Origin of the sequence: Pantoea sp. GCM10028869, from assembly GCF_042666835.1 — a bacterium.
GTDB classification, from domain to species: Bacteria; Pseudomonadota; Gammaproteobacteria; order Enterobacterales; family Enterobacteriaceae; genus Pantoea; species Pantoea leporis.
The window spans coordinates 50,628-70,710 of sequence record NZ_JBHTGO010000009.1 but is presented as its reverse complement, the minus strand read 5'-3'; the positions used below and the strand labels follow the sequence as shown (position 1 = coordinate 70,710).

Sequence of the window (20,083 nt, the reverse complement as noted above, 5' to 3'; positions counted from 1 at the left end):
ACATCCGGGAAAACGTTTACACATGCCACCAGTGTTACGGAAAACCCACCCTGTAGCAACCCGGCAGAATGCCAGCGCTGTCGCAAAAGCACGGAAAATCAGGCGCTCACAGCCGCGCTTTAGCTCGGTTACAGGCTCATGTTATGCTGCCAGACACAATCACACCTGCCTGCCGGACCCAAAAACCATGAAAAGTCGCGTGCCACACCTGGCGCACTGGGGCGCATTCACTGCCGTCACCGAAAACGATCGCCTGATTGGCTGTGAACCCTTCTTCGCCGATGCCGATCCCTCGCCGATGCTTAACACCATTCCTGAACTGGTCTATTCGGATAAGCGTATTCGCCAGCCGATGGTGCGCCGTTCATGGTTGAAGTCGCGCGAGAACAGCGATCGCACCTTGCGCGGTCGGGAAGATTTCGTGGCGGTGGATTGGGATACCGCGCTGGATTTAGTGGCGGAAGAGAATCGCCGCGTGCGCGATCGCTACGGCGCAGCGGGCATTTTCAACGGCTCTTACGGCTGGTCATCGGCGGGACGCGTCAACCACGCGCGCACGCTGATCCGTCGCTTCTATTTTCAGGGCGGCGGCGGCGTCGATCAGCAAGGTAACTACAGCTGGGGCGCGGCGCAGTTCTTCCTGCCGTACGTGATTGGCACCTACATGCCGCTCACCGGCCGCGTCACCGACTGGCCGGAAGTGGTGCAGCACGCCGACATCTTTATCGCCTTCGGCGGCCTGGCGCTGAAAAACGCGCAGGTGGCGTCCGGCGGCGCAGGGCAGCACAGCCTGAAACCGGCGCTGGAGCAGCTCAGCGCCAAAGGCACGCCAATCATTAACATCAGCCCAATGCGCGATGACTGCCCGGCGTTCGTCAATGCCGAGTGGATTCCGATTCGCCCGAACACCGACGTGGCGCTGATGCTGGCGCTGGGTTTTGAAATCACCAGGCGTAACGCGCTGGATGAAAGCTTCCTCGCCAGCCACTGTACCGGCTGGCCGCAGCTGCGCGGCTATCTGCTCGGTGAAAGCGATGGCATCGCTAAAACGCCTGAGTGGGCCAGCAGCATTACCGGCATTCCGGCGGCGCGCATTGCTTTGCTGGCGCAGCAGCTGATCGGCAAACGCAGCTTTATTACCTGCTCCTATTCGGTACAGCGCGCCCATCGCGGCGAGCAGCCGTACTGGATGATGATTGCGCTGTCGTCAATGCTCGGTCAGCCAGGCTTGCCGGGCGGCGGTTTCTCCTTTGGTCATGGCTCGATGAACAGCGTCGGCAATCCGCGTCAGGATGGCCCGGCACCCATGATGAGCACCGGCCCGAATCCGGGCAATTTGTCGATTCCAGTGGCGCGCATCAGCGACATGCTGCTCAATCCCGGCCAGCCGTACGCATTCCAGGGTGAAACCCAGCACTATCCGGATATCCATTTGGTGCACTGGGCGGGCGGCAATCCGTTCCATCATCATCAGCAGCTCAATCGTCTGGTGGAAGGCTGGCAGCGCCCGGATACCGTGATTGTGCAGGATATCGTCTGGACGCCGGCGGCGCAGATGGCGGATATCGTGTTGCCCGCCACCACCACGCTGGAGCGCAACGACATCGGCGGATCGTCGCGCGATCGCTTCGTGCTGGCAATGCATCAGGCGATCAAGCCGCAGCATCAGGCGCGCAATGATTTCGACATCTTCGCTGATATCGCCGATCGCCTCGGCTATCGTGATGTGTTCACCGAAGGGCGCAATGAGATGCAGTGGATTGAGCATCTGTATCAACAGTGCGCGGTAGCGCATGCGCGGCGTGATATTCCGTTCCCGGAGTTCGGGGAATTCTGGGAACGCGGTTTTGTCGAGATTCCCGAAGGCGGCAAGCCGTTCGTGTTTATGGATGATTTCCGCGCTAACCCAGAAACGCATCCAATTCAAACCGCCAGCGGCAAGATTGAGCTGTTCTGCCAAACTATTGCCGATTATCAGCTGGAGGATTTCGCCGGACATCCCGAGTGGCGCGAGCCGCAAGAGTGGCTGGGCGCTCCGCTCAGTTCACAGTTCCCGCTGCATATGATCTCGATTCAGCCATCCGATCGTCTGCACAGCCAGATGGACGCCACCGCCACGGTGCAAGGCAACAAAACCGCCGGACATGAGACGCTATATATGCATCCGCAGGATGCGGCAACGCGTGATATTCAGGATGGCGATGAGATTGAGGTGAGCAATGCGCGCGGGCGCATGCTGGCCGGTGTGCGCCTGACCGACGGGGTAACGCCGGGCGTGGTGATCATCGCCACCGGCGCCTGGTTCGATCCTGGCTTTGGTCGCGCCTGGCAACCGTGGGATCGCGCCGGCAACCCGAATGTCCTGACATTGGATATCGGCACCTCGTCGTTAACGCAGGGTCCTAACGCCATGAGTTGCCTGGTGGAAATCAAAAAACATCTGATGTGAATGGGCAACGAATAATCTCATCGCTGGTTACATTTTGCCGGTAACTGTTGCGTTTAGGCGATGGTTTCCCAGCGTGCCACCTTGCTACAGTCAGGGTCCCAGAGGTATTGATGGGTGAACATCAAAAAGTTTTCTTGATTACACCGACCTGCGCAGATGCGCAGGTTTTTTTTTGCTTAACGAATCGAAACACAGTTTTCCTGTCAACTCGCTTTACGTTTCTTTATAACTGCAAGCAATAAGCTTCAGATTCACTTACAGCAGCGGATTGCCATGCCTCAAATAAAAAAATTTCTGGGAAAAGACCAGATAAAAGCGCCCTTTAACCCGTTTCGTTTTCGCCTGATCTGCCTTGGCGTGTTCTGCTGTCTGGTGCTGTTGCTGATTTGCGTCGGTGACCTGCAGTTGATCAAGCATCCGATGCTGGAGCACGAAGCCGATCAGCGCTCGCTGCGTACCGTGACGCTGCCGACCAACCGCGGCACCTTGCTGGATCGCGACGGCCAGGCGTTAGCGCTGAGCGTTCCGGCGCGTGACATCATCGCCGATCCAATGCGTGTGCTGGAGGCAAATCCCGATTTCACCAGCGCCAAATGGGCTTATCTGGCGGTCGCGCTCAATCAGCGTCCGGAAGATCTGCGCGCGGCCATCACCGCCAACCCGAAAAAACGCTTCCTCTATCTGGGCCGCAAAATCGAACTCGGCATCGCCAAAGATATCGCCGAGCTGAAACTGAAAGGCATCAGCTCGGTGTATAACGACAGCCGTTTCTATCCGATGAGTGAAGCAGCTGCGCCGCTGATTGGCATAGTAGGGGCCGACAGCAACGGCCTGAACGGCATCGAGAAGGGCTTCGACCATGTGCTGCAGGGCGATCCGGGCAAAGAAGTTTATCGTCAGGATGGTGAAGGCAACATCATTGCGATGATCGATTACCAGCCGCCACAGCAGCCGCCAACCGTGCAGCTCAGTATCGATAAGTTCGACCAATTCACGCTCTACAGCAAACTGCGCGACGGCGTGCTGCTTAACAAAGCGGATTCGGGTGCGGCGGTATTGGTGAAAATCGATACCGGCGAGATTCTGGCGATGGCCTCTTATCCGTCGTTCAACCCGAACAACTATGAAAATGCCACGCCGGCGCAGATGCGTAACTCGGCGATCAACGACAGCTACGAACCCGGCTCCACGGTGAAACCGCTGGTGGTGATGGAAGGGCTGGAGCGCCATCTGGTGCGCGCCGATTCAGTGATCGATACCACGCCTTACAGCGTCAACGGCCACTTAATTCGCGACGTTGGCCACTGGCCGCGCCTCACCATGACCGGCATTTTGCAGAAATCGAGTGACATCGGCGTCTCGCACATTGCGCTGGCGATGCCCGCTGAAGCGCTGGTTAATACCTATCAGGCATTTGGCCTGGGTAAACCTACCGGGCTGGGATTGACCGGTGAGAGCGTGGGGTACTTCCCGCTGCACCGCGAGCGCTGGGCCGATATCGAACGCGCCACCTTTGCCTTTGGCTACGGCCTGCGCGTCACGCCGCTGCAGATTGCGCGTGAATACGCCACGCTTGGTTCGTACGGCGTCTATCGTCCACTGTCGATCACCAAAGTGACGCCGCCGGTGTTAGGCAAACAGGTGGCGAACCCGCAGGTGGTGCAAACCGTGGTGCATATGCTGGAGAGCGACGTACTGCCGGGCGGCACCGGGGTGAGAGCGGCGGTGCCGGGTTATCGTCTGGCGACCAAAACCGGTACCGCAGAGAAGATGGGCACCAGCGGCAAGTACGATGGCGGTTATATCAACTACACCGCCGGCATCGCGCCCGCCAGCCATCCGGAAGTGGCGCTGGTGGTAATGATCAACCATCCCACCGCGGGCGATCACTTTGGTGGCTCGGTGGCAGCACCGATCTTCGGCAACATCATGGGCCCGGTACTCAAGCACATGAACGTGGCACCCGATGCGATCTACAGTAAACCTTCTTCAGACAAATCTTAGTTAAATCAAAAGTGTAAGTGAGGTGTGGAGAATATTCACACCTCGTTTCACTTCCCCAAACACCGTTGCTTTTTGCACCTGTCTTTCACCGACTCAACGGTGCGAGTATCGAGATCCCAGAGGTATTGATGGGTGTGAAACAAGCTGCTTTGGCAGTACCCTGTTATTACACCGACCCACGCAGATGCGTGGGTTTTTTTTGCCTGTAATTTACTGCCGTGCGAACTCGCTCACACCTCTTGTCTGAGTCTTAACACTTCCCCGGCAACATAAAAATATCGGGTTGTGTAACCTGTAGATAACGCACCGCGATGTCGCATTCCATGGCGGTTCGCTAGCCCCTTACGGTGTTGGTAGCGCTTTAAGGGGCGATTTTTTATTGCGACTCGTTGAGGCCAACCCGCGATGCCAAAAACCAAAGACCGCACGCCAAAAGGCGAGGGCCGTTCTTCGGCGTTTCAGTTACGCATTCACCCGGAGCTGCACGAGCAGCTGCGCAGTGTGACTGACGACGACAACGTCACGCTGTCGTGCTGGTTAAAAGAGCTGGCGCGCCGCGAGCTGCGCCGCAGAGGCATCGAACCCAAAGGTTGAATCGGTTGTTATTGCGTGCACATAACCGTAGCGGCGCAATTCATTGCGCTCCGTTGACCTTTTTCCCGCTGTTATCTTGCGCAATAAATTGCGCCGCTACGAAATTTTCGATAATCGATTTCGGGGCTGAAAACCCGCAAAACGCTAAAAATCCCAACCCTTTATGGCACGAAAGGTTTACCATTTTCCTTTGGAAAATATATTTTACGCAACCTTAACAACCCCGCTTAACCCGCCTCCCTACAATGGCTTTCAAGTCATTACCTTCGTGACTATTCCCTTCCTATCTTTTAGAGAACAACTATGCGCCTGAAACTTCTTTCTGCCAGCGTGGTGTTTTTACTGGCAGCCTGTGACCAGGGCGGAGCAAAGCCCGCCGCATCCGCCACCCCGCAAGTAGGCGTGGTCAACCTCAAAGCGCAACCCGTTACGCTTGTCAGCCAATTGCCTGGCCGCACCACGGCGGTGAGAACTGCGCAGGTGCGTCCGCAGGTGAGCGGCGTAATTGAAAAAATCCTGTTCACTGAGGGCGGTGAAGTGAAAGCCGGCCAGCCGCTGTATCAAATCGATCCGGCCACCTATAAAGCGGCCTACGACAAAGCGATGGCGACCTGGCAGAACGATGCGATGGTGGTGAAGCGCTATCAGCCGCTCGCCAACGCGCACGCCATCAGCCAGCAAACCTACGACGATGCGGTCGCCGCCGCGCGTGAAGCGCAGGCCGATGTGGAAACCGCCAAAGTGAATCTCGACTACACGCTGGTGAAAGCACCGATCTCCGGCCACATTAGCCGCTCGCTGTACACCGCCGGTGCGCTGGTCACCAACGGGCAAACCGATTATCTCGCCACCATCACTCAGCTTGATCCGATCTATGTCGATGTCAGCGAATCCTCCACCGATCTGCTGCGCCTGCGCCGCGCGCTGGCCGACGGCAAAATCGCCAAAGTGGCCGACAACACCGCCGCCGTGGGCTTGTCGCTGGAAGATAACAGCCAGTACGCCGAGCAGGGCAGGCTGGCGTTCTCGGAAGTGAACGTCGATACCGCCACCGGCACCGTGGTGCTGCGCGCGGTATTCCCGAACCCGAATAACCAACTGCTGCCGGGCATGTACGTGCATGCCAGCTTCCCGCAGGGCATTCAGCAGCAAGGCATTTTGCTGCCACAAGAGTCGATCATGCATGACACCAAAGGTCAGCCGTATGTCTTTGTGGTGAAAAGCGACAACACCATTGAGCAGCGCAGCATCCACACCGGCGAGATGATCAAAGGAGAATGGCTGGTGACCTCGGGCCTGCAGCAAGGGGAAAACGTGGTGGTGAACAACCTGCAAAGCGTGCGCAGCGGGGTGAAAGTCACCACCAGCGCCGCCAACACCAACGACACGCCATCCGCCAATGCGGTGAGTCTTTCGATGACTGACGCAGCAGCGCAATAAGGGGGCGGCATGTCGAAGTTTTTTATTGAACGTCCAATCTTCGCCTGGGTTATCGCCATTATCGTGATGCTGGTCGGCGCGATTGCCGCCATCAGTTTGCCGGTCAATCAATATCCCAATATCTCCGCGCCAGCGGTCTCTATCTCGGTGACCTATCCGGGTGCCAGCGCCGAAACCACGCAAAACACCGTGGTGCAGGTTATTGAGCAGCAGTTGAATGGCCTGGATGGTTTGCGCTATCTGGAGTCGAGCAGCGCCTCGGACGGCAGCGCGCAGATCATCGCCACCTTTAATCAGGGCATCAATCCCGATATCGCCCAGGTTCAGGTGCAGGATCGCGTGTCGCTAGCGGAGTCGCAGCTGCCCACCGATGTCACGCAGCAAGGTATCCGCATCCGTAAGTACCAGAAAAACTTTATGATGGTTATCGGGCTGATCGCCAAAGACGGCAAGCTGACTAACGGCGATCTGGCCGACATGCTGGTGTCGAAACTGGAAGATCCGATCTCGCGTACGCCGGGCGTCGGCGACTTCATGGTGCTGGGATCCGAATACGCGATGCGCATCTGGCTCGATCCGGCCAAATTGTACAAATACAACCTGATGCCGAGCGATGTCACCACGTCGATTGATAACCAGAACGTGCAGGTGTCGTCCGGTTCACTCGGCGGTTTGCCGACCATTCAGGGCGCAAAAACCCAGGCGACGATCCTCGGCAAAACCCGTTTCACCACCGTGCAGCAGTTTGAGAATGTGCTGCTGAAGGTGAACAGCGACGGCTCGCAGGTGCGGCTGAAAGATGTGGCCAGCGTCGCGCTCGGGCCGCAAAGCTACGGCATCGATGCCACCATGAACGGCAAACCGGCCGCCGGTATCGCGCTGCGTCTGGCAACCGGTGCCAATGAACTGGATACCGCCAAGGCGGTGCGCCAAACCATCGCCGACCTGAAAGATTCGCTGCCGGATAACGTCGAGATTCAGTATCCGTACGACACCTCGCCGGTGGTCAGCGCCTCAATTGAAGAGGTGGTGAAAACGCTGATCGAAGCGGTGGTGCTGGTGTTCTTCGTGATGCTGATCTTCCTGCAAAACCTGCGCGCCACGCTGATCACCACGCTGGTGGTGCCGGTGGTGCTGCTGGGCACCTTTGGCATTCTGTCGGCGTTTGGTTACAGCATTAACACCCTCACCATGTTCGGTATGGTGCTGGCCATCGGGCTGCTGGTGGATGACGCCATTGTGGTGGTGGAGAACGTTGAGCGCGTAATGCACGAAGAGCAGCTCGATCCGAAAGCCGCCACCATTAAATCGATGCAGCAGATTCAGGGCGCGCTGTTTGGCATTGCGCTGGTGCTGTCGGCAGTGCTGCTGCCGATGGCGTTCTTCTCCGGATCGACCGGTGTCATTTACCGCCAGTTCTCGGTCACCATCGTCTCGGCGATGGCGCTGTCGGTGATCATGGCGCTGATCTTCACGCCTGCGCTATGCGCCACCTTGCTGAAACCGGCGGCGGCGGAGCATAAAAGCACCGGATTCGCCGGTTGGTTTAATCGCAAGTTCGACAGCGGGGCGATGCACTACACCCACGGCGTCAGCAAAGTGATTTCCCGTCGCGGCCTGTTCCTGGTGATCTATCTGGTGATCGTCGGCGTGACGGGATTTTTGTTCACCCGCGTACCGACCACCTTCCTGCCGGGTGAAGATCAGGGCTTGATGATGGTGCAGATCACGCTGCCGGTGAACTCGTCATCGCAGCGCACTCAGCAGGCGATCAACGATCTCAACGCCTATCTGCAACAGAACGAAGCGTCGGTGGTGACCACCACCTTTGGCGTGGCGGGCTTTAACTTTGCCGGTCGCGGCCAGAGCAACGCCATGGCTTTTGTGCGCCTGAAAGATTGGGGCGACCGCACGCACAGCGGGCAAAGCGTGCAGGATTTGGCGAACCGCGTGATGGCGCACTTTGCCAACTACCAGAACGCCAAAATCTTCGCCATGGTGCCGCCGGCGGTGATGGAGCTGGGCAACGCCACCGGTTTCGATCTCTATCTGCAGGATACCGGCGCGCATAGCCATCAGCAGATGATGGATGCCGCGCACCAGCTGATTACGCTGGCGAACAACGATCCACATCTGGCGCAGGTACGTCTTAACGGGCTGGAAGATGAGCCGCAGTATCAGCTGGAGATCAATGATGAGAAGGCCAGCGCGCTCGGCCTGAGCATGACCGACATCAACAACACTTTGTCGGTGGCGTGGGGCTCCAGCTACATCGATCAGTTCATGTATAACGGCCGCGTGAAAGAGGTCTATCTGATGGGCAAAGCGGACTCGCGCGTCACACCGTCGGATCTCGACAAATGGTACTTCCGCAACAGCAGCGGCACCATGGTGCCATTCTCCGCCTTCGCCTCGGGCAAATGGGTGTACGGCTCGCCGCACTTTGAACGCTTTAACGGCTTAACCGCTGAGGAGATCCTCGGATCGCCCGCGCCGGGCCAGAGTACCGGTGAAGCGATGAAGGTGGTGGAACAGCTGGCGAAGCAGCTGCCGCACGGTTTCCGCGTGCAGTGGTACGGCATTTCGTATGAGGAGCAGGCATCCGGCAGCCAAACCACGCAGTTGTATCTGATCTCGATTCTGGTGGTGTTCCTGTGTCTGGCGGCGCTGTACGAGAGCTGGTCGATTCCGTTCTCGGTGATCATGGTGGTGCCGCTCGGCATCCTCGGCACCATTAGCGCGGTGCTGCTGCGCGGCCTGCAGAACGATGTTTTCTTCCAGGTTGGCCTGCTGACCACCGTGGGGCTGGCGGCGAAAAACGCCATCCTGATCGTCGAGTTTGCCAAAGAGCTGCATGAGCGCGAGGGCAAAACGCTGGTGGAAGCGGCGGTAGAAGCGGCGCGGCTGCGTATCCGTCCGATTATCATGACCTCAATGGCGTTTATTCTCGGCGTGCTGCCGCTGACCATATCCAACGGCGCGGGCGCAGGCAGCCAGCATTCGATTGGTACGGCGGTGGCGGGCGGTATGATCACCGCGACTTTCCTCGCCATCTTCTTTGTGCCGATGTTCTACGTGGTGGTTTCGCAGTTCTTTGCGCGTAAGAAACAAACATCCGCAGAGGTGGTTAAAAATGAACATGAATAACTTCCGTCTGGCACTGTTGCCGCTCGCGCTGGCATTGGCCGGTTGTACGCTGGCACCGTACTATCAGCGCCCGGCGCTGCCGGTGGACGCTAAATACGATCAGGCGACGCCCGTCGGCAACGTCGCCGATTTGCCGTGGCAGAACTTCTTCACCGATGCCACGCTGCGCAACCTGATCCAGCTGTCGCTCGATAACAACCGCGACCTGCGCGTGGCGGCGCTGAACGTGCAAGAGGCGCAGCAGGGCGTCACGGTGCAGCGCGCGGCGCTGATGCCGTCGATCAACGCCACGGCCAGCCAGACTTCGGCGCATGAACCGGCCAATCTCTACAACACCAAAACCAGCGGCGCGGTGACCTATCACGAGCTGAACAGCGGCTTGAGCGTCACTTCGTGGGAGCTGGATTTCTTTGGTCGCCTGCAAAGCCTGAGCGATCAGGCGCAGGAAACCTATCTGTCGAGCGCCGCCACCGAACGCGCCACGCGCATTTCACTGATCGCGGAAGTGGCGACGGCGTGGCTGACGCTGAGTTCGGATAACGATCTGCTGCATCTGGCGCAACACACCGCGCAAAGCCAGCAGGAATCGTATCGCCTGACCAAGCTCAGCTACGACGGCGGTGCCAGCAGCGATCAGGATCTGGCGCAGGCCGAAAGCACGGTGCGGGCGGCGCAGGCGGACGTGGCGAGTTACACGCGTCAGGTGCGGCAGGATGTCGATGCGCTGCGCTTGCTGGTCGGCACCGATCTGCCCGCCACGCTGCTGTCACACGCCACGCTGGACGCCAACTGGCACTTCCCGGCCACGCCCGCTGGCTTACCGTCGGATCTGCTGACGCGTCGCCCGGATATCATGGCGGCGGAGCACACGCTGAAGGCGGCTAATGCCAATATCGGCGCGGCGCGTGCCGCCTTCTTCCCGAGCATCACGCTGACCGCGTCCGGCGGCTCCACCAGCAGCTCGCTTGGCAGCCTGCTGGGCGGCGGCACCGGCGCATGGTCATTCATGCCATCGATTAACCTGCCGATTTTTGACGGTGGTAAAAACCAGGCCAACCTGAATATCGCGCATATCGAGAAACGCATTGAAATTGCTGACTATGAGAAGGCGATCCAGACCGCGTTTAAAGAGGTGAACGATGCGCTGGCCGGTCAGGATACCTGGCAGGATCAGCTGAAGGCGCTGCAACAGGAGGTTGGCGCCAATCAGCGCGACTACGACTATTCCGTATTGCGCTTCAAGCAAGGCGTCGACAATTATCTCAATGTGTTAGTGGCCCAGCGATCGCTTTACAGTGCGCAGCAGTCGCTGATCAGTGCGCATCTCGGCCAATTGAGCCAGAAAATCACCCTGTACAAGGCGTTAGGCGGCGGCTGGAAATCTTAATCACCTTAACGAAACCCTTACGGTTCGCGTATGGAATTCGCGCGGGCATTCAACCGATAATGCGCGTAGTGATGATTTCCCCTTGAAATAGTCCCCTGTTTTACAGGGGATTTTCCGTTTTCTGGCTAACCTGAAGATCCTGATGACTAACAACGCTTCCCGCTCCCCTTTTTCCCGCTGGCTGAAATGGCTCCTGTTGTTGCTTGTGCTGTTGATTGTGGCGGGCGTGATCTGGCGCGTGGTCGGCAGTCACGGCGGCATGCCCGGCGGCGGAAAGCCGCCGGGCGCACGCGGCGGTCATCGCGGTGGCGCGGGCGGCCCGCCGGGCATGGCGATGATGGGCGGTGCCACGCTGGTGCACAGCGGCGTCGCCAGCAGCGCGGATGTGCCGGAATACCTCAACGCGCTCGGCACGGTGATCCCTAACGCCAGCGTCACCGTCACCAGCCGCGTCGCCGGACAGCTGGAAAAAGTGTTCTTCACCGAAGGGCAGAAAGTCAGCGCCGGCCAGCTGCTGGCGCAGATCGATCCGCGCAGCTATCAGGCGACGCTGGCGCAGTATCAGGGCGATCTCAATCAGAATCAGGCGTTGCTGAAAAGCGCGCAGTTAACGCTGGTGCGTTATCAGAAACTGGCGGCGCAGGATTCGCTGTCGCGCCAGGATCTTGATACCCAAACCGCCACCGTCGGCCAGTACAAAGGCGCGGTCGCCGCTGATGAAGCGCAGATCGCCAGCGCCAAACTGGATATCGAGTATGCGCGCATCACCTCGCCAATCAGCGGACGCGTCGGTTTGCGTCTGGTCGATCCCGGCAATATGGTGCAAACCACCGATACCACTGGCATTGTGGTGGTGACGCAGATGCAGCCCGCCGCCGTGACCTTTAGCGTGCCGCAGGGCAACATTCCGCAGCTGACCAAAGCGCTGCACGGCGGGCAAAGTCTGCCCGCCACCGCCTTTGATCAGGACAACAGCCGCGCGCTGGCGCAGGGCGAGGTGAAGTTCATCAGCAACCAGATCGATACCGCGACCGGCACCATTGAGCTGAAAGCCACCTTCCCGAATGAAGACGAATCGCTGTTCGCTAACCAGTTCGTCAATCTGCGGCTGCAAACCAACATCCTGAAAAATGCCACGGTGATCCCGGCGCAGGCGCTGCAGCTGAGCAGCGACGGCAGCTTCGTGTTTGTTATCAATAAAGACAACACCGTGACGCGCAAAGCGGTCACCACCGGGCCAACGTTTGGTGAAGATCAGCAGGCGATTCTCAACGGAGTGGAACCGGGCGATCGTCTGGTGACCGAAGGCATCGATCGCCTGACCAACGGCAGCAAAGTGCAGCTGGCGGATGAGAGTAAAACCACCGCGACCGCCGAGGCCAAATGAATCCGTCTCGCCTGTTTATCCAGCGTCCGGTCGCCACCATTTTGCTGATGGTCGGCGTGCTGATCGCCGGGATCTTCTCCTACCGTTTTCTCTCCACCTCGGCGCTGCCGCAGGTGGATTACCCAACCATTCAGGTCACCACGCTCTATCCCGGTGCCAGCCCGGATGTGATGGCGTCGTCCGTCACCTCGCCGCTGGAGCGCCAGCTGGGGCAAATGGCTGGGTTGAGCCAGATGACCTCCACCAGCTCAGGCGGATCGTCCATCGTCACGCTGAAGTTCAGCCTCGATCTGTCGCTGGATGTCGCCGAGCAGGAAGTGCAGGCGGCGATCAATGCCGCCAATAATTTGCTGCCGAGCGATCTGCCCAATCCGCCAACCTATAAAAAGGTCAATCCGGCTGATACGGCGGTGATTACGCTGGCGGTAAGTTCCGACACGCTGCCGCTGACGCAGGTGCAGGATCTGGTGAACACACGCGTGGCGCTGAAGCTGTCGCAGATTAACGGCGTTGGCATGGTGACGCTGGCGGGCGGCCATCAACCGGCGATTCGCGTGCAGATGGACCCGAAAGCGCTGGCGGCGCATCAGCTGTCGCTGGAGGACGTCAACACGCTGATCGGCAACAGCAACGTGAACGGCTCGAAAGGCGGCTTCGACGGCAAATATCACTCGGTGACCATCGACGCCAACGATCAGCTGCGTACCGCCGATGAGTACGGCAATTTGATCATCACTTACCAAAACGGTGCGGCGCTGCGGCTAAAAGATATCGCGCATATCGAGCAGGGACCGGAGAACAGCTTCCAGTCGGCGTGGGCCAACAACAGTCCGGCGATTGTGATCAGCGTGCAGCGCCAGCCGGGCGCCAACGTGATTCAGGTGGTGGACAGCATCAAAGCGCAGCTGCCGAAGCTGCAGGCGGCGCTGCCGGACGGCGTGAAGATGAGCATCTTGTCGGATCGCACGCAAACCATTCGCGCCTCCATCAGCGACGTGCAGTTTGAGCTGATGCTGTCGGTGGCGCTGGTGGTGATGGTGACGTTCCTGTTCCTGCGCAACGTGGCGGCGACGCTGATTCCCAGCGTGGCGGTGCCACTGTCGCTGATTGGCACCTTCGGCGTGATGTATCTGGCCGACTTCAGCCTGAATAACCTATCACTGATGGCGCTGACCATCGCCACCGGCTTCGTTATCGACGATGCGATTGTGGTGGTGGAGAACATTTCGCGGCGGCTGGAAGAGGGCGAAACGCCGATGCAGGCGGCGCTGAAAGGCTCGCAGCAGATTGGCTTCACCATCATCTCGCTGACCTTCTCACTGATAGCCGTGCTGATCCCGCTGCTGTTTATGGGCGACGTGGTTGGGCGGTTGTTCCGCGAATTTGCCATCACGCTGGCGGTGTCGATTCTGGTGTCGATGGTGGTGTCGCTAACGCTGACGCCGATGCTGTGCGCCTATCTGCTGCAGCACATTCCGCCAGAAAAACAGTCGCGCTTCTCGCGTAAAGGCGGCGAACTGTTCGACAAGCTGGTGCGCGGCTACGACCGCATGCTGACGGTGGTGCTGAACCATCAGAAGCTGACGCTGCTGGTGGCGCTGGCGACCTTTGCGCTCACCGCGCTGCTGTATATCGCCATCCCGAAAGGCTTCTTCCCGACGCAGGATACCGGGCTGATTCAGGGCGTCACCGTGGCGTCGCAGGATGTGTCGTTTAGCGAGATGTCGAAGCGGCAGCAGGCGCTGGCGAAAGTGATTCTGCAAAATCCGTCGGTGGAGAGTTTGTCCTCAACCATCGGCATTGATGGCAGCAACACCAGCCTGAATAGCGGGCGCATCCAGATCAACCTCAAGTCGTTTGAACAGCGCGACGACAAAGCCGACGTGGTGATTAAACAGCTGCAACAGGCGGCGCAGCAGGTGGCGGGCATTCAGCTCTATCTGCAACCGGCGCAGGATTTGACCGTTAACGATCAGGTGTCGCCGAGCCAGTATCAGTTCACGCTGGATGATGCCGACAGCGAAAACCTGGTGCGCTGGACGCCAAAGATGGTCGCCGCCTTGCAGCAGCGTCCGGAGTTTAACGGCGTGGTGAGTAACCTGCAGGATCAGGGCCGCGTGGCTTACGTCGAGCTGAACCGCGATAAAGCGGCGCGCTACGGCATTACCGCCGCCGACGTCGATACCGCGCTGTACAACAGCTTCGGTCAGCGTCTGGTCTCCACCATCTTTACCCAGGCCAATCAATATCGCGTGGTGCTGGAAGTGGCGCAGCAGTATCAGCAATCGCCCGCTTCGTTTGATGATGTCTATTTGCCGGTGACCAGCGCGAGCAGCAGCACTTCCACCACGGATGACACCACCACAACCACCACCGGCATGGTGAAGCTCACGTCCATCGCCACCATTCACCAGCGCACCGGTTCGCTGATGCACATGCGGCTCAATCAATTCCCGGCGGTGATGGTGTCGTTCAATCTCAACAAAGGCTATTCGCTGGAAGAGGGGCAGAAGGCGATTGCCACAGTAACGCAGCAGCTGAATTTGCCGTCGAGCATCACCTTGCGTTATCAGGGCGAAACCTCGGCATTCCAGAGCGCCACCGGCAACACCCTGTGGCTGATTCTGGCGGCATTAATCACCATGTACGTGGTGCTCGGCATTCTCTATGAGAGCTTTATCCATCCGGTGACCATTCTCTCGACGCTGCCGTCGGCGGCGGTCGGCGCGCTGTTGACGCTGCTGCTGGCGGGCAGCGAGTTCAGCCTGATCGCGCTGATTGGCGTAATTCTGCTGATCGGTATCGTCAAGAAGAACGCGATTATGATGATCGACTTCGCACTGGAGGCGGAAAACAAGCAGCACATAAGCGCGCGGGACGCGATTCATCAGGCCTGTTTGATGCGCTTCCGCCCGATTCTGATGACCACCATGGCGGCGCTGCTCGGTGCGCTGCCGCTGATGCTGGCGTCCGGTTCCGGTGCCGAGCTGCGCCAGCCGCTCGGTCTGGTGATTGTTGGCGGTTTGATCGTCAGCCAGGTGCTGACGCTGTTCTCCACGCCGGTAATTTACCTGTGGTTTGATGGCATCGCGCAGCGCGGCAAGCGCTACATGCAGCGCAAGCAGCAGCAGGCGCGGGGCGAACGATGAACCTCACCCGGCTGTTTATCTTCCGCCCGGTTGCCACGTTATTGCTGACGCTGGCGATCCTGCTGCTGGGCGCGTTGGGCTATCGGCTGCTGCCGGTGGCGCCACTGCCGCAGGTGGATTTCCCCACCATCATGGTGAGCGCCAGCCTGGCCGGTGCCAGCCCGGAAACCATGGCGGCCACCGTCGCTACGCCGCTGGAGCGTTCGCTGGGGCAAATCGCCGGCGTCACCGAGATGACTTCCAGCAGTTCGCAGGGATCGACCAGCGTGATTTTGCAGTTTGATCTCGATCGTGACATCAACGGCGCGGCGCGTGACGTGCAGGCGGCGATCAACGCCGCACGCAGTTTGCTGCCGAGCGCGATGGAGTCGCTGCCGACCTATCGCAAAGCCAATCCATCGGATGCGCCGATTGTGATGCTGGCGCTGACGTCCGCCACGCGCACGCCGGGCGAACTCTACGATCTGGCCGAAAGCAAAATTGAGCAGGCAATGGGCCAGGTGAAAGGCGTGGGCGAAGTGTCGCTGATGGGCAGCGCCTTACCGGCGGTGCGCATCGATCTGCAGCCGCTGAAGCTGGCGCAGTATGGCATTTCGCTGGATACGGTGCGCAGCGCCATCGCCAACAGCACCAGCAATAAGCCGAAAGGGATTTTGCAGGGCAGCAGCCAGTCGTGGGTGGTGGACAGCAACGGCCAGCTGGATAAAGCCGCGCAGTATCAGGATCTGATCGTTACGTATCAACAGGGCAAAGTGGTGCGGCTGCATGATGTCGCCACCGTGTATGACTCGGTTGAAGATCAGTATCAGGCCGGTTTCCTCAATGCCATGCCATCGGTGATGGTGGGCATTAAGCGCCAGGCCGGTGCCAACATGCTCGACACCATTGATGCCATCAAAGCGCAGCTGCCGGCGCTGGAAAAAGATCTGCCCGCCGATACGCAACTGAAAGTGGTGGTGGATCGCTCGCCGACGGTGCGCGCCTCGCTGTATGACACCGAAGAGACGCTGCTGGTGGCGATGCTGCTGGTGATCGCCGTGGTGTTTGTGTTTCTGCGTAACGTGCAGGCGGTGATTATCCCGGCGCTGGCGCTGCCGGTCTCGCTGATTGGCACCTGCGCGGTGATGTATCTGTTGGGTTACAGCCTCGATAACCTGTCGCTGATGGCGCTGATTATCGCCACCGGCTTTGTCGTCGATGACGCGATTGTGGTGCTGGAAAACATCACGCGCCATATCGAAGAAGGGCTCAGTCCGCTGCGCGCGGCGCTGCGTGGCGCGCAGGAAGTGAGTTTTACCGTGCTGTCGATGACCATGTCGCTGATTGCGGTGTTCATCCCGATTCTGCTGATGGGCAGCATCATCGGACGCTTGTTCCGCGAATTTGCCGTCACGCTGACGGTATCGCTGCTGATTTCGATGTTTGTCTCGCTGAGCCTGACGCCGATGCTGTGCGCGCGCCTGCTGAAGCCAAAGCCCAAAGTCACGCAACGCCCGCATCCGCTGTATCAGTTTATCGAAAACCAACTTAACGCATTGCTGGCGGCTTATTCGCGTGGGTTAACCTGGGTGATGGCGCACCAAAAGCTGACGATGTTCAGCCTGGTGCTGACCGTGCTGCTCAACCTGTTCCTGTTTTCCGTGGTGCAGAAAGGCTTTTTCCCCAATCAGGATACCGGCCTGCTGATGGGCGCGCTGCGCGCCGATCAGAACATCTCCTTCCAGGCGATGAAGCCGAAAATGCTGCAGTTCACCCACATCATCCAGTCCGATCCGGCGGTGGAGAGCGTGATGTCGTCGATGGGCAGCGGCATGTTCGGCTCGCGCAACAGCGCCAACTTCTTTGTGCGCCTCAAGGATTTTGACAAGCGCGATGCCACCGCCACCGAAGTGGCGAACCGTCTGAGTATGAAAACCAGCCATATTGCCGGCGCGCAGATGTTCCTGATGGCGGCGCAGGATCTGCACATCGGCGGGCGCAGCGCCAACGCCACCTATCAATACAGTTTGCAGGCCGACGATCTCGATCTGCTACGTGAGTGGACGCCCAAAGTGCAGGCGGCGCTGGCGGCAATCCCGCAGCTGAATAGCGTCGATTCCGACTCGCAAACCGGCGGTCAGGAAGTGGTGATTAATATTGATCGTGACCGCGCGAAACGGTTGGGCGTGGATGTGCAGATGCTCGACACCCTGCTGAATAACGCTTTCAGCCAGCGTCAGGTCGCCACGCTCTATCACACGCTTAATCAGTATCATGTGGTGATGTCGCTGCAGAATAGCTACACGCGCGATCCGGCGATTTTGCAGCAGCTGTATGTGATTAACGACAGCGGCGATCACGTGCCGCTCGCCGCATTCGCCAGCTTCAAGGGCGGCAACGCGCCGCTGTCGGTGGCGCATCAGGGCCAATCCGCCACCAGCACCGTGGCGTTTAACCTTAACGATGGCGTGTCGCTGGAGCAGGCGCAGGCGCTGATTAAGCAGGCGATGGCGCAGCTCGGTTTACCCTCCACCATTCAGGCCGGTTTTGCCGGCACCGCCGCCGCCTTCGCCCAGCTTACCGCCACCATGCCGTGGCTGATTATCGCGGCGCTGGCGGCGGTGTATATCGTGCTCGGCGTGCTATATGAGAGTTACATCCATCCGCTCACCATTCTCTCAACGCTGCCGTCGGCGGGCGTGGGCGCGCTGTTGTTGCTGCTGCTGACCAACACGCAGCTGACGGTGATCGCGCTTATCGGCATCATCCTGCTGATTGGTATCGTGAAAAAGAACGCCATCATGATGATCGACTTTGCGATTCACGCCGAGCGCAGCCAAGGCATGACGCCGCAGCAGGCGATCACCCAAGCCTGTTTGATGCGCTTCCGGCCGATCATGATGACCACGCTGGCCGCCTTCTTTGGCGCGCTGCCGCTGGCGCTGGGCAGCGGCGGCGATGCCGACTTACGTAGCCCGCTCGGGCTGGCGATTGCCGGTGGTTTGGCGCTGAGCCAATTATTAACGCTGTTTACTACGCCGGTGGTTTATCTCTGGCTCGACCGTTTAAGCCGCGCCACGCAACGTCAGTGGCAGCGGTTGCGTCATGTGGAATCCCGATAGATGAAAATGTCTCTGAAAATTACGCCGTTGCTCACCGTGATGTTGCTGGCGGGCTGCGCGGTTGGCCCCGATTATCAGCGCCCGAGCATGGCGATGCCGACCCATTTCAAAGAAGCCAAAGGCTGGACGCAGGCGACGCCGCAGGATGCAAACAGCAAAGGTGAATGGTGGCTGGTGTATCACGATGCCACGCTGGCTAGCCTGCTGAAGCAGGTGAGCATCTCCAACCAGAACGTTGCCAGCTATGCCGCGCAGTACCGCGAAGCGCAGGCGTTAGTTGGGCAATCACGCGCGGAGTTGTTGCCGTCGGTAAGCTACGACGCCAGCAGCACGCGCAGCGGCAGCCGCGCCAGCGCCAGCGGACAACGTAGCGTCAGCAACAGCCATGCCGCCGATCTCAGCGCCAGCTGGGAGCTGGATGTGTGGGGCAAACTGCGGCGCACGCTGGAGGAGAACAACGCCAGCGCCGAAGCCAGCAAGGCCGAGCTGGCGAATATCACCTTGAGCGCGCAGTCCGAACTGGCGCAGGACTATTTCCAGCTGCGCATCATCGACGAGAAAATCGCGCTCTATCAGCGCAGTATCGCGGCCTATCAACGCTATCTGACGGTGATTGAAAACAAATATGCGGCGGGCAGCGAATCACGCGCCACCTTAGCGCAGGCGCAGATGCAGCTGGAGAGCGCCCGCGCCTCGGCGCAGGATTACCAGTGGCAGCGTGCACAGATGGAGCACGCGATTGCGTTGCTGCTGGGCCGAGCTCCGGCGGATTTCTCCTTGCCGGTGGCGAAGCTGGAGGCCGCGCTGCCCGCGATACCGAACAGCGTGCCGTCGCAACTGTTGCAGCGCCGTCCCGATATCGCCTACGCCGAGCGCAACGTGGCGGCGGCGAATGCGGCGGTCGGCGTGGCGATTGCCGGTTACTATCCCGATTTGACGCTGAGCGCCAGCGGCGGCGTGAGTTCATCGGCGATCAACAGTTTGTTCTCGCTGCCCAATCGCGTCTGGTCTTTGGGGCCGGAGCTGAGCGGTACGCTGTTAGATTTCGGCGCCACCTCAGCGAAAGTCGAACAGGCGCGCGCCGCCTATGATGCCAGCGTTGCCAGCTATCGCCAGTCGGTGCTGACCGGCATGGGCGAAGTGGAGGATTATCTGGTGCAGCTGAATACTTTGCAGGGCGAAATCGCCGCACAACAGCGCGCCACCGACGCGGCGCAGGAATCGGCACGCGTGACGCGCAATCAGTATGATGCCGGAATGATCGACTATCTCGACGTCGCCACCACCGAAAACAGCAGCCTGAGCGCGCAGCAGAGTTTGCTGTCGCTGCAGAGCACGCAGTGGGTCAGCAGCGTCGGCCTGATCGCCGCGCTGGGCGGTGGCTGGCAGCCATAAATCAGGTCAACACTGCGCGATAAATCGCGC

General features: G+C 59.4%; 10 protein-coding genes. All 10 read left to right on the top strand.

Features of this window, described 5'->3' with window-relative positions:
• Positions 1 to 187: 187 nt before the first annotated feature.
• A complete protein-coding gene (locus tag ACFQW4_RS20075; protein ID WP_377726981.1) occupies positions 188 to 2,449 on the top strand; it encodes a molybdopterin-dependent oxidoreductase in 2,262 nt (753 codons plus the stop codon).
• Between the two features lie 273 nt (positions 2,450 to 2,722).
• Entirely contained in the window at positions 2,723 to 4,453 is a 1,731-nt protein-coding gene (locus ACFQW4_RS20070) for a penicillin-binding transpeptidase domain-containing protein (protein WP_377726978.1), read from the top strand.
• A 405-nt stretch (positions 4,454 to 4,858) separates the two neighbouring features.
• Positions 4,859 to 5,047 (top strand): hypothetical protein, encoded by a 189-nt coding sequence (locus tag ACFQW4_RS20065; RefSeq protein ID WP_061719884.1) that lies wholly within the window; start codon positions 4,859 to 4,861, stop codon positions 5,045 to 5,047.
• A 303-nt stretch (positions 5,048 to 5,350) separates the two neighbouring features.
• Positions 5,351 to 6,487, top strand: a complete 1,137-nt coding sequence (locus ACFQW4_RS20060; RefSeq protein WP_377726975.1) for an efflux RND transporter periplasmic adaptor subunit — start codon at positions 5,351 to 5,353, stop codon at positions 6,485 to 6,487.
• 9 nt (positions 6,488 to 6,496) lie between these two features.
• Complete coding sequence (locus ACFQW4_RS20055) at positions 6,497 to 9,634, top strand: efflux RND transporter permease subunit (RefSeq protein ID WP_377726972.1); 3,138 nt, start codon at positions 6,497 to 6,499, stop codon at positions 9,632 to 9,634.
• Positions 9,621 to 11,021 carry an efflux transporter outer membrane subunit gene (locus tag ACFQW4_RS20050; RefSeq protein ID WP_377726969.1) on the top strand — a complete coding sequence of 467 codons (1,401 nt, stop codon included), beginning with the start codon at positions 9,621 to 9,623 and terminating at the stop codon, positions 11,019 to 11,021. The genes ACFQW4_RS20055 and ACFQW4_RS20050 overlap by 14 nt, the downstream gene beginning before the upstream one ends.
• Positions 11,022 to 11,163: 142 nt before the next feature.
• Positions 11,164 to 12,408 (top strand): MdtA/MuxA family multidrug efflux RND transporter periplasmic adaptor subunit, encoded by a 1,245-nt coding sequence (locus ACFQW4_RS20045; RefSeq protein WP_377726966.1) that lies wholly within the window; start codon positions 11,164 to 11,166, stop codon positions 12,406 to 12,408.
• Positions 12,405 to 15,557: an MdtB/MuxB family multidrug efflux RND transporter permease subunit gene (locus ACFQW4_RS20040; RefSeq protein WP_377726963.1), complete on the top strand. Its 3,153-nt coding sequence runs from the start codon at positions 12,405 to 12,407 to the stop codon at positions 15,555 to 15,557. Before ACFQW4_RS20045 ends, ACFQW4_RS20040 begins: the two co-directional genes overlap by 4 nt.
• On the top strand, positions 15,554 to 18,658 hold the full coding sequence (locus tag ACFQW4_RS20035) for an efflux RND transporter permease subunit (RefSeq protein WP_377726960.1): 3,105 nt from the start codon (positions 15,554 to 15,556) through the stop codon (positions 18,656 to 18,658). The genes ACFQW4_RS20040 and ACFQW4_RS20035 overlap by 4 nt, the downstream gene beginning before the upstream one ends.
• Entirely contained in the window at positions 18,659 to 20,053 is a 1,395-nt protein-coding gene (locus ACFQW4_RS20030) for an efflux transporter outer membrane subunit (protein WP_377726957.1), read from the top strand. It abuts the gene before it with no gap.
• Positions 20,054 to 20,083 lie beyond the last annotated feature (30 nt).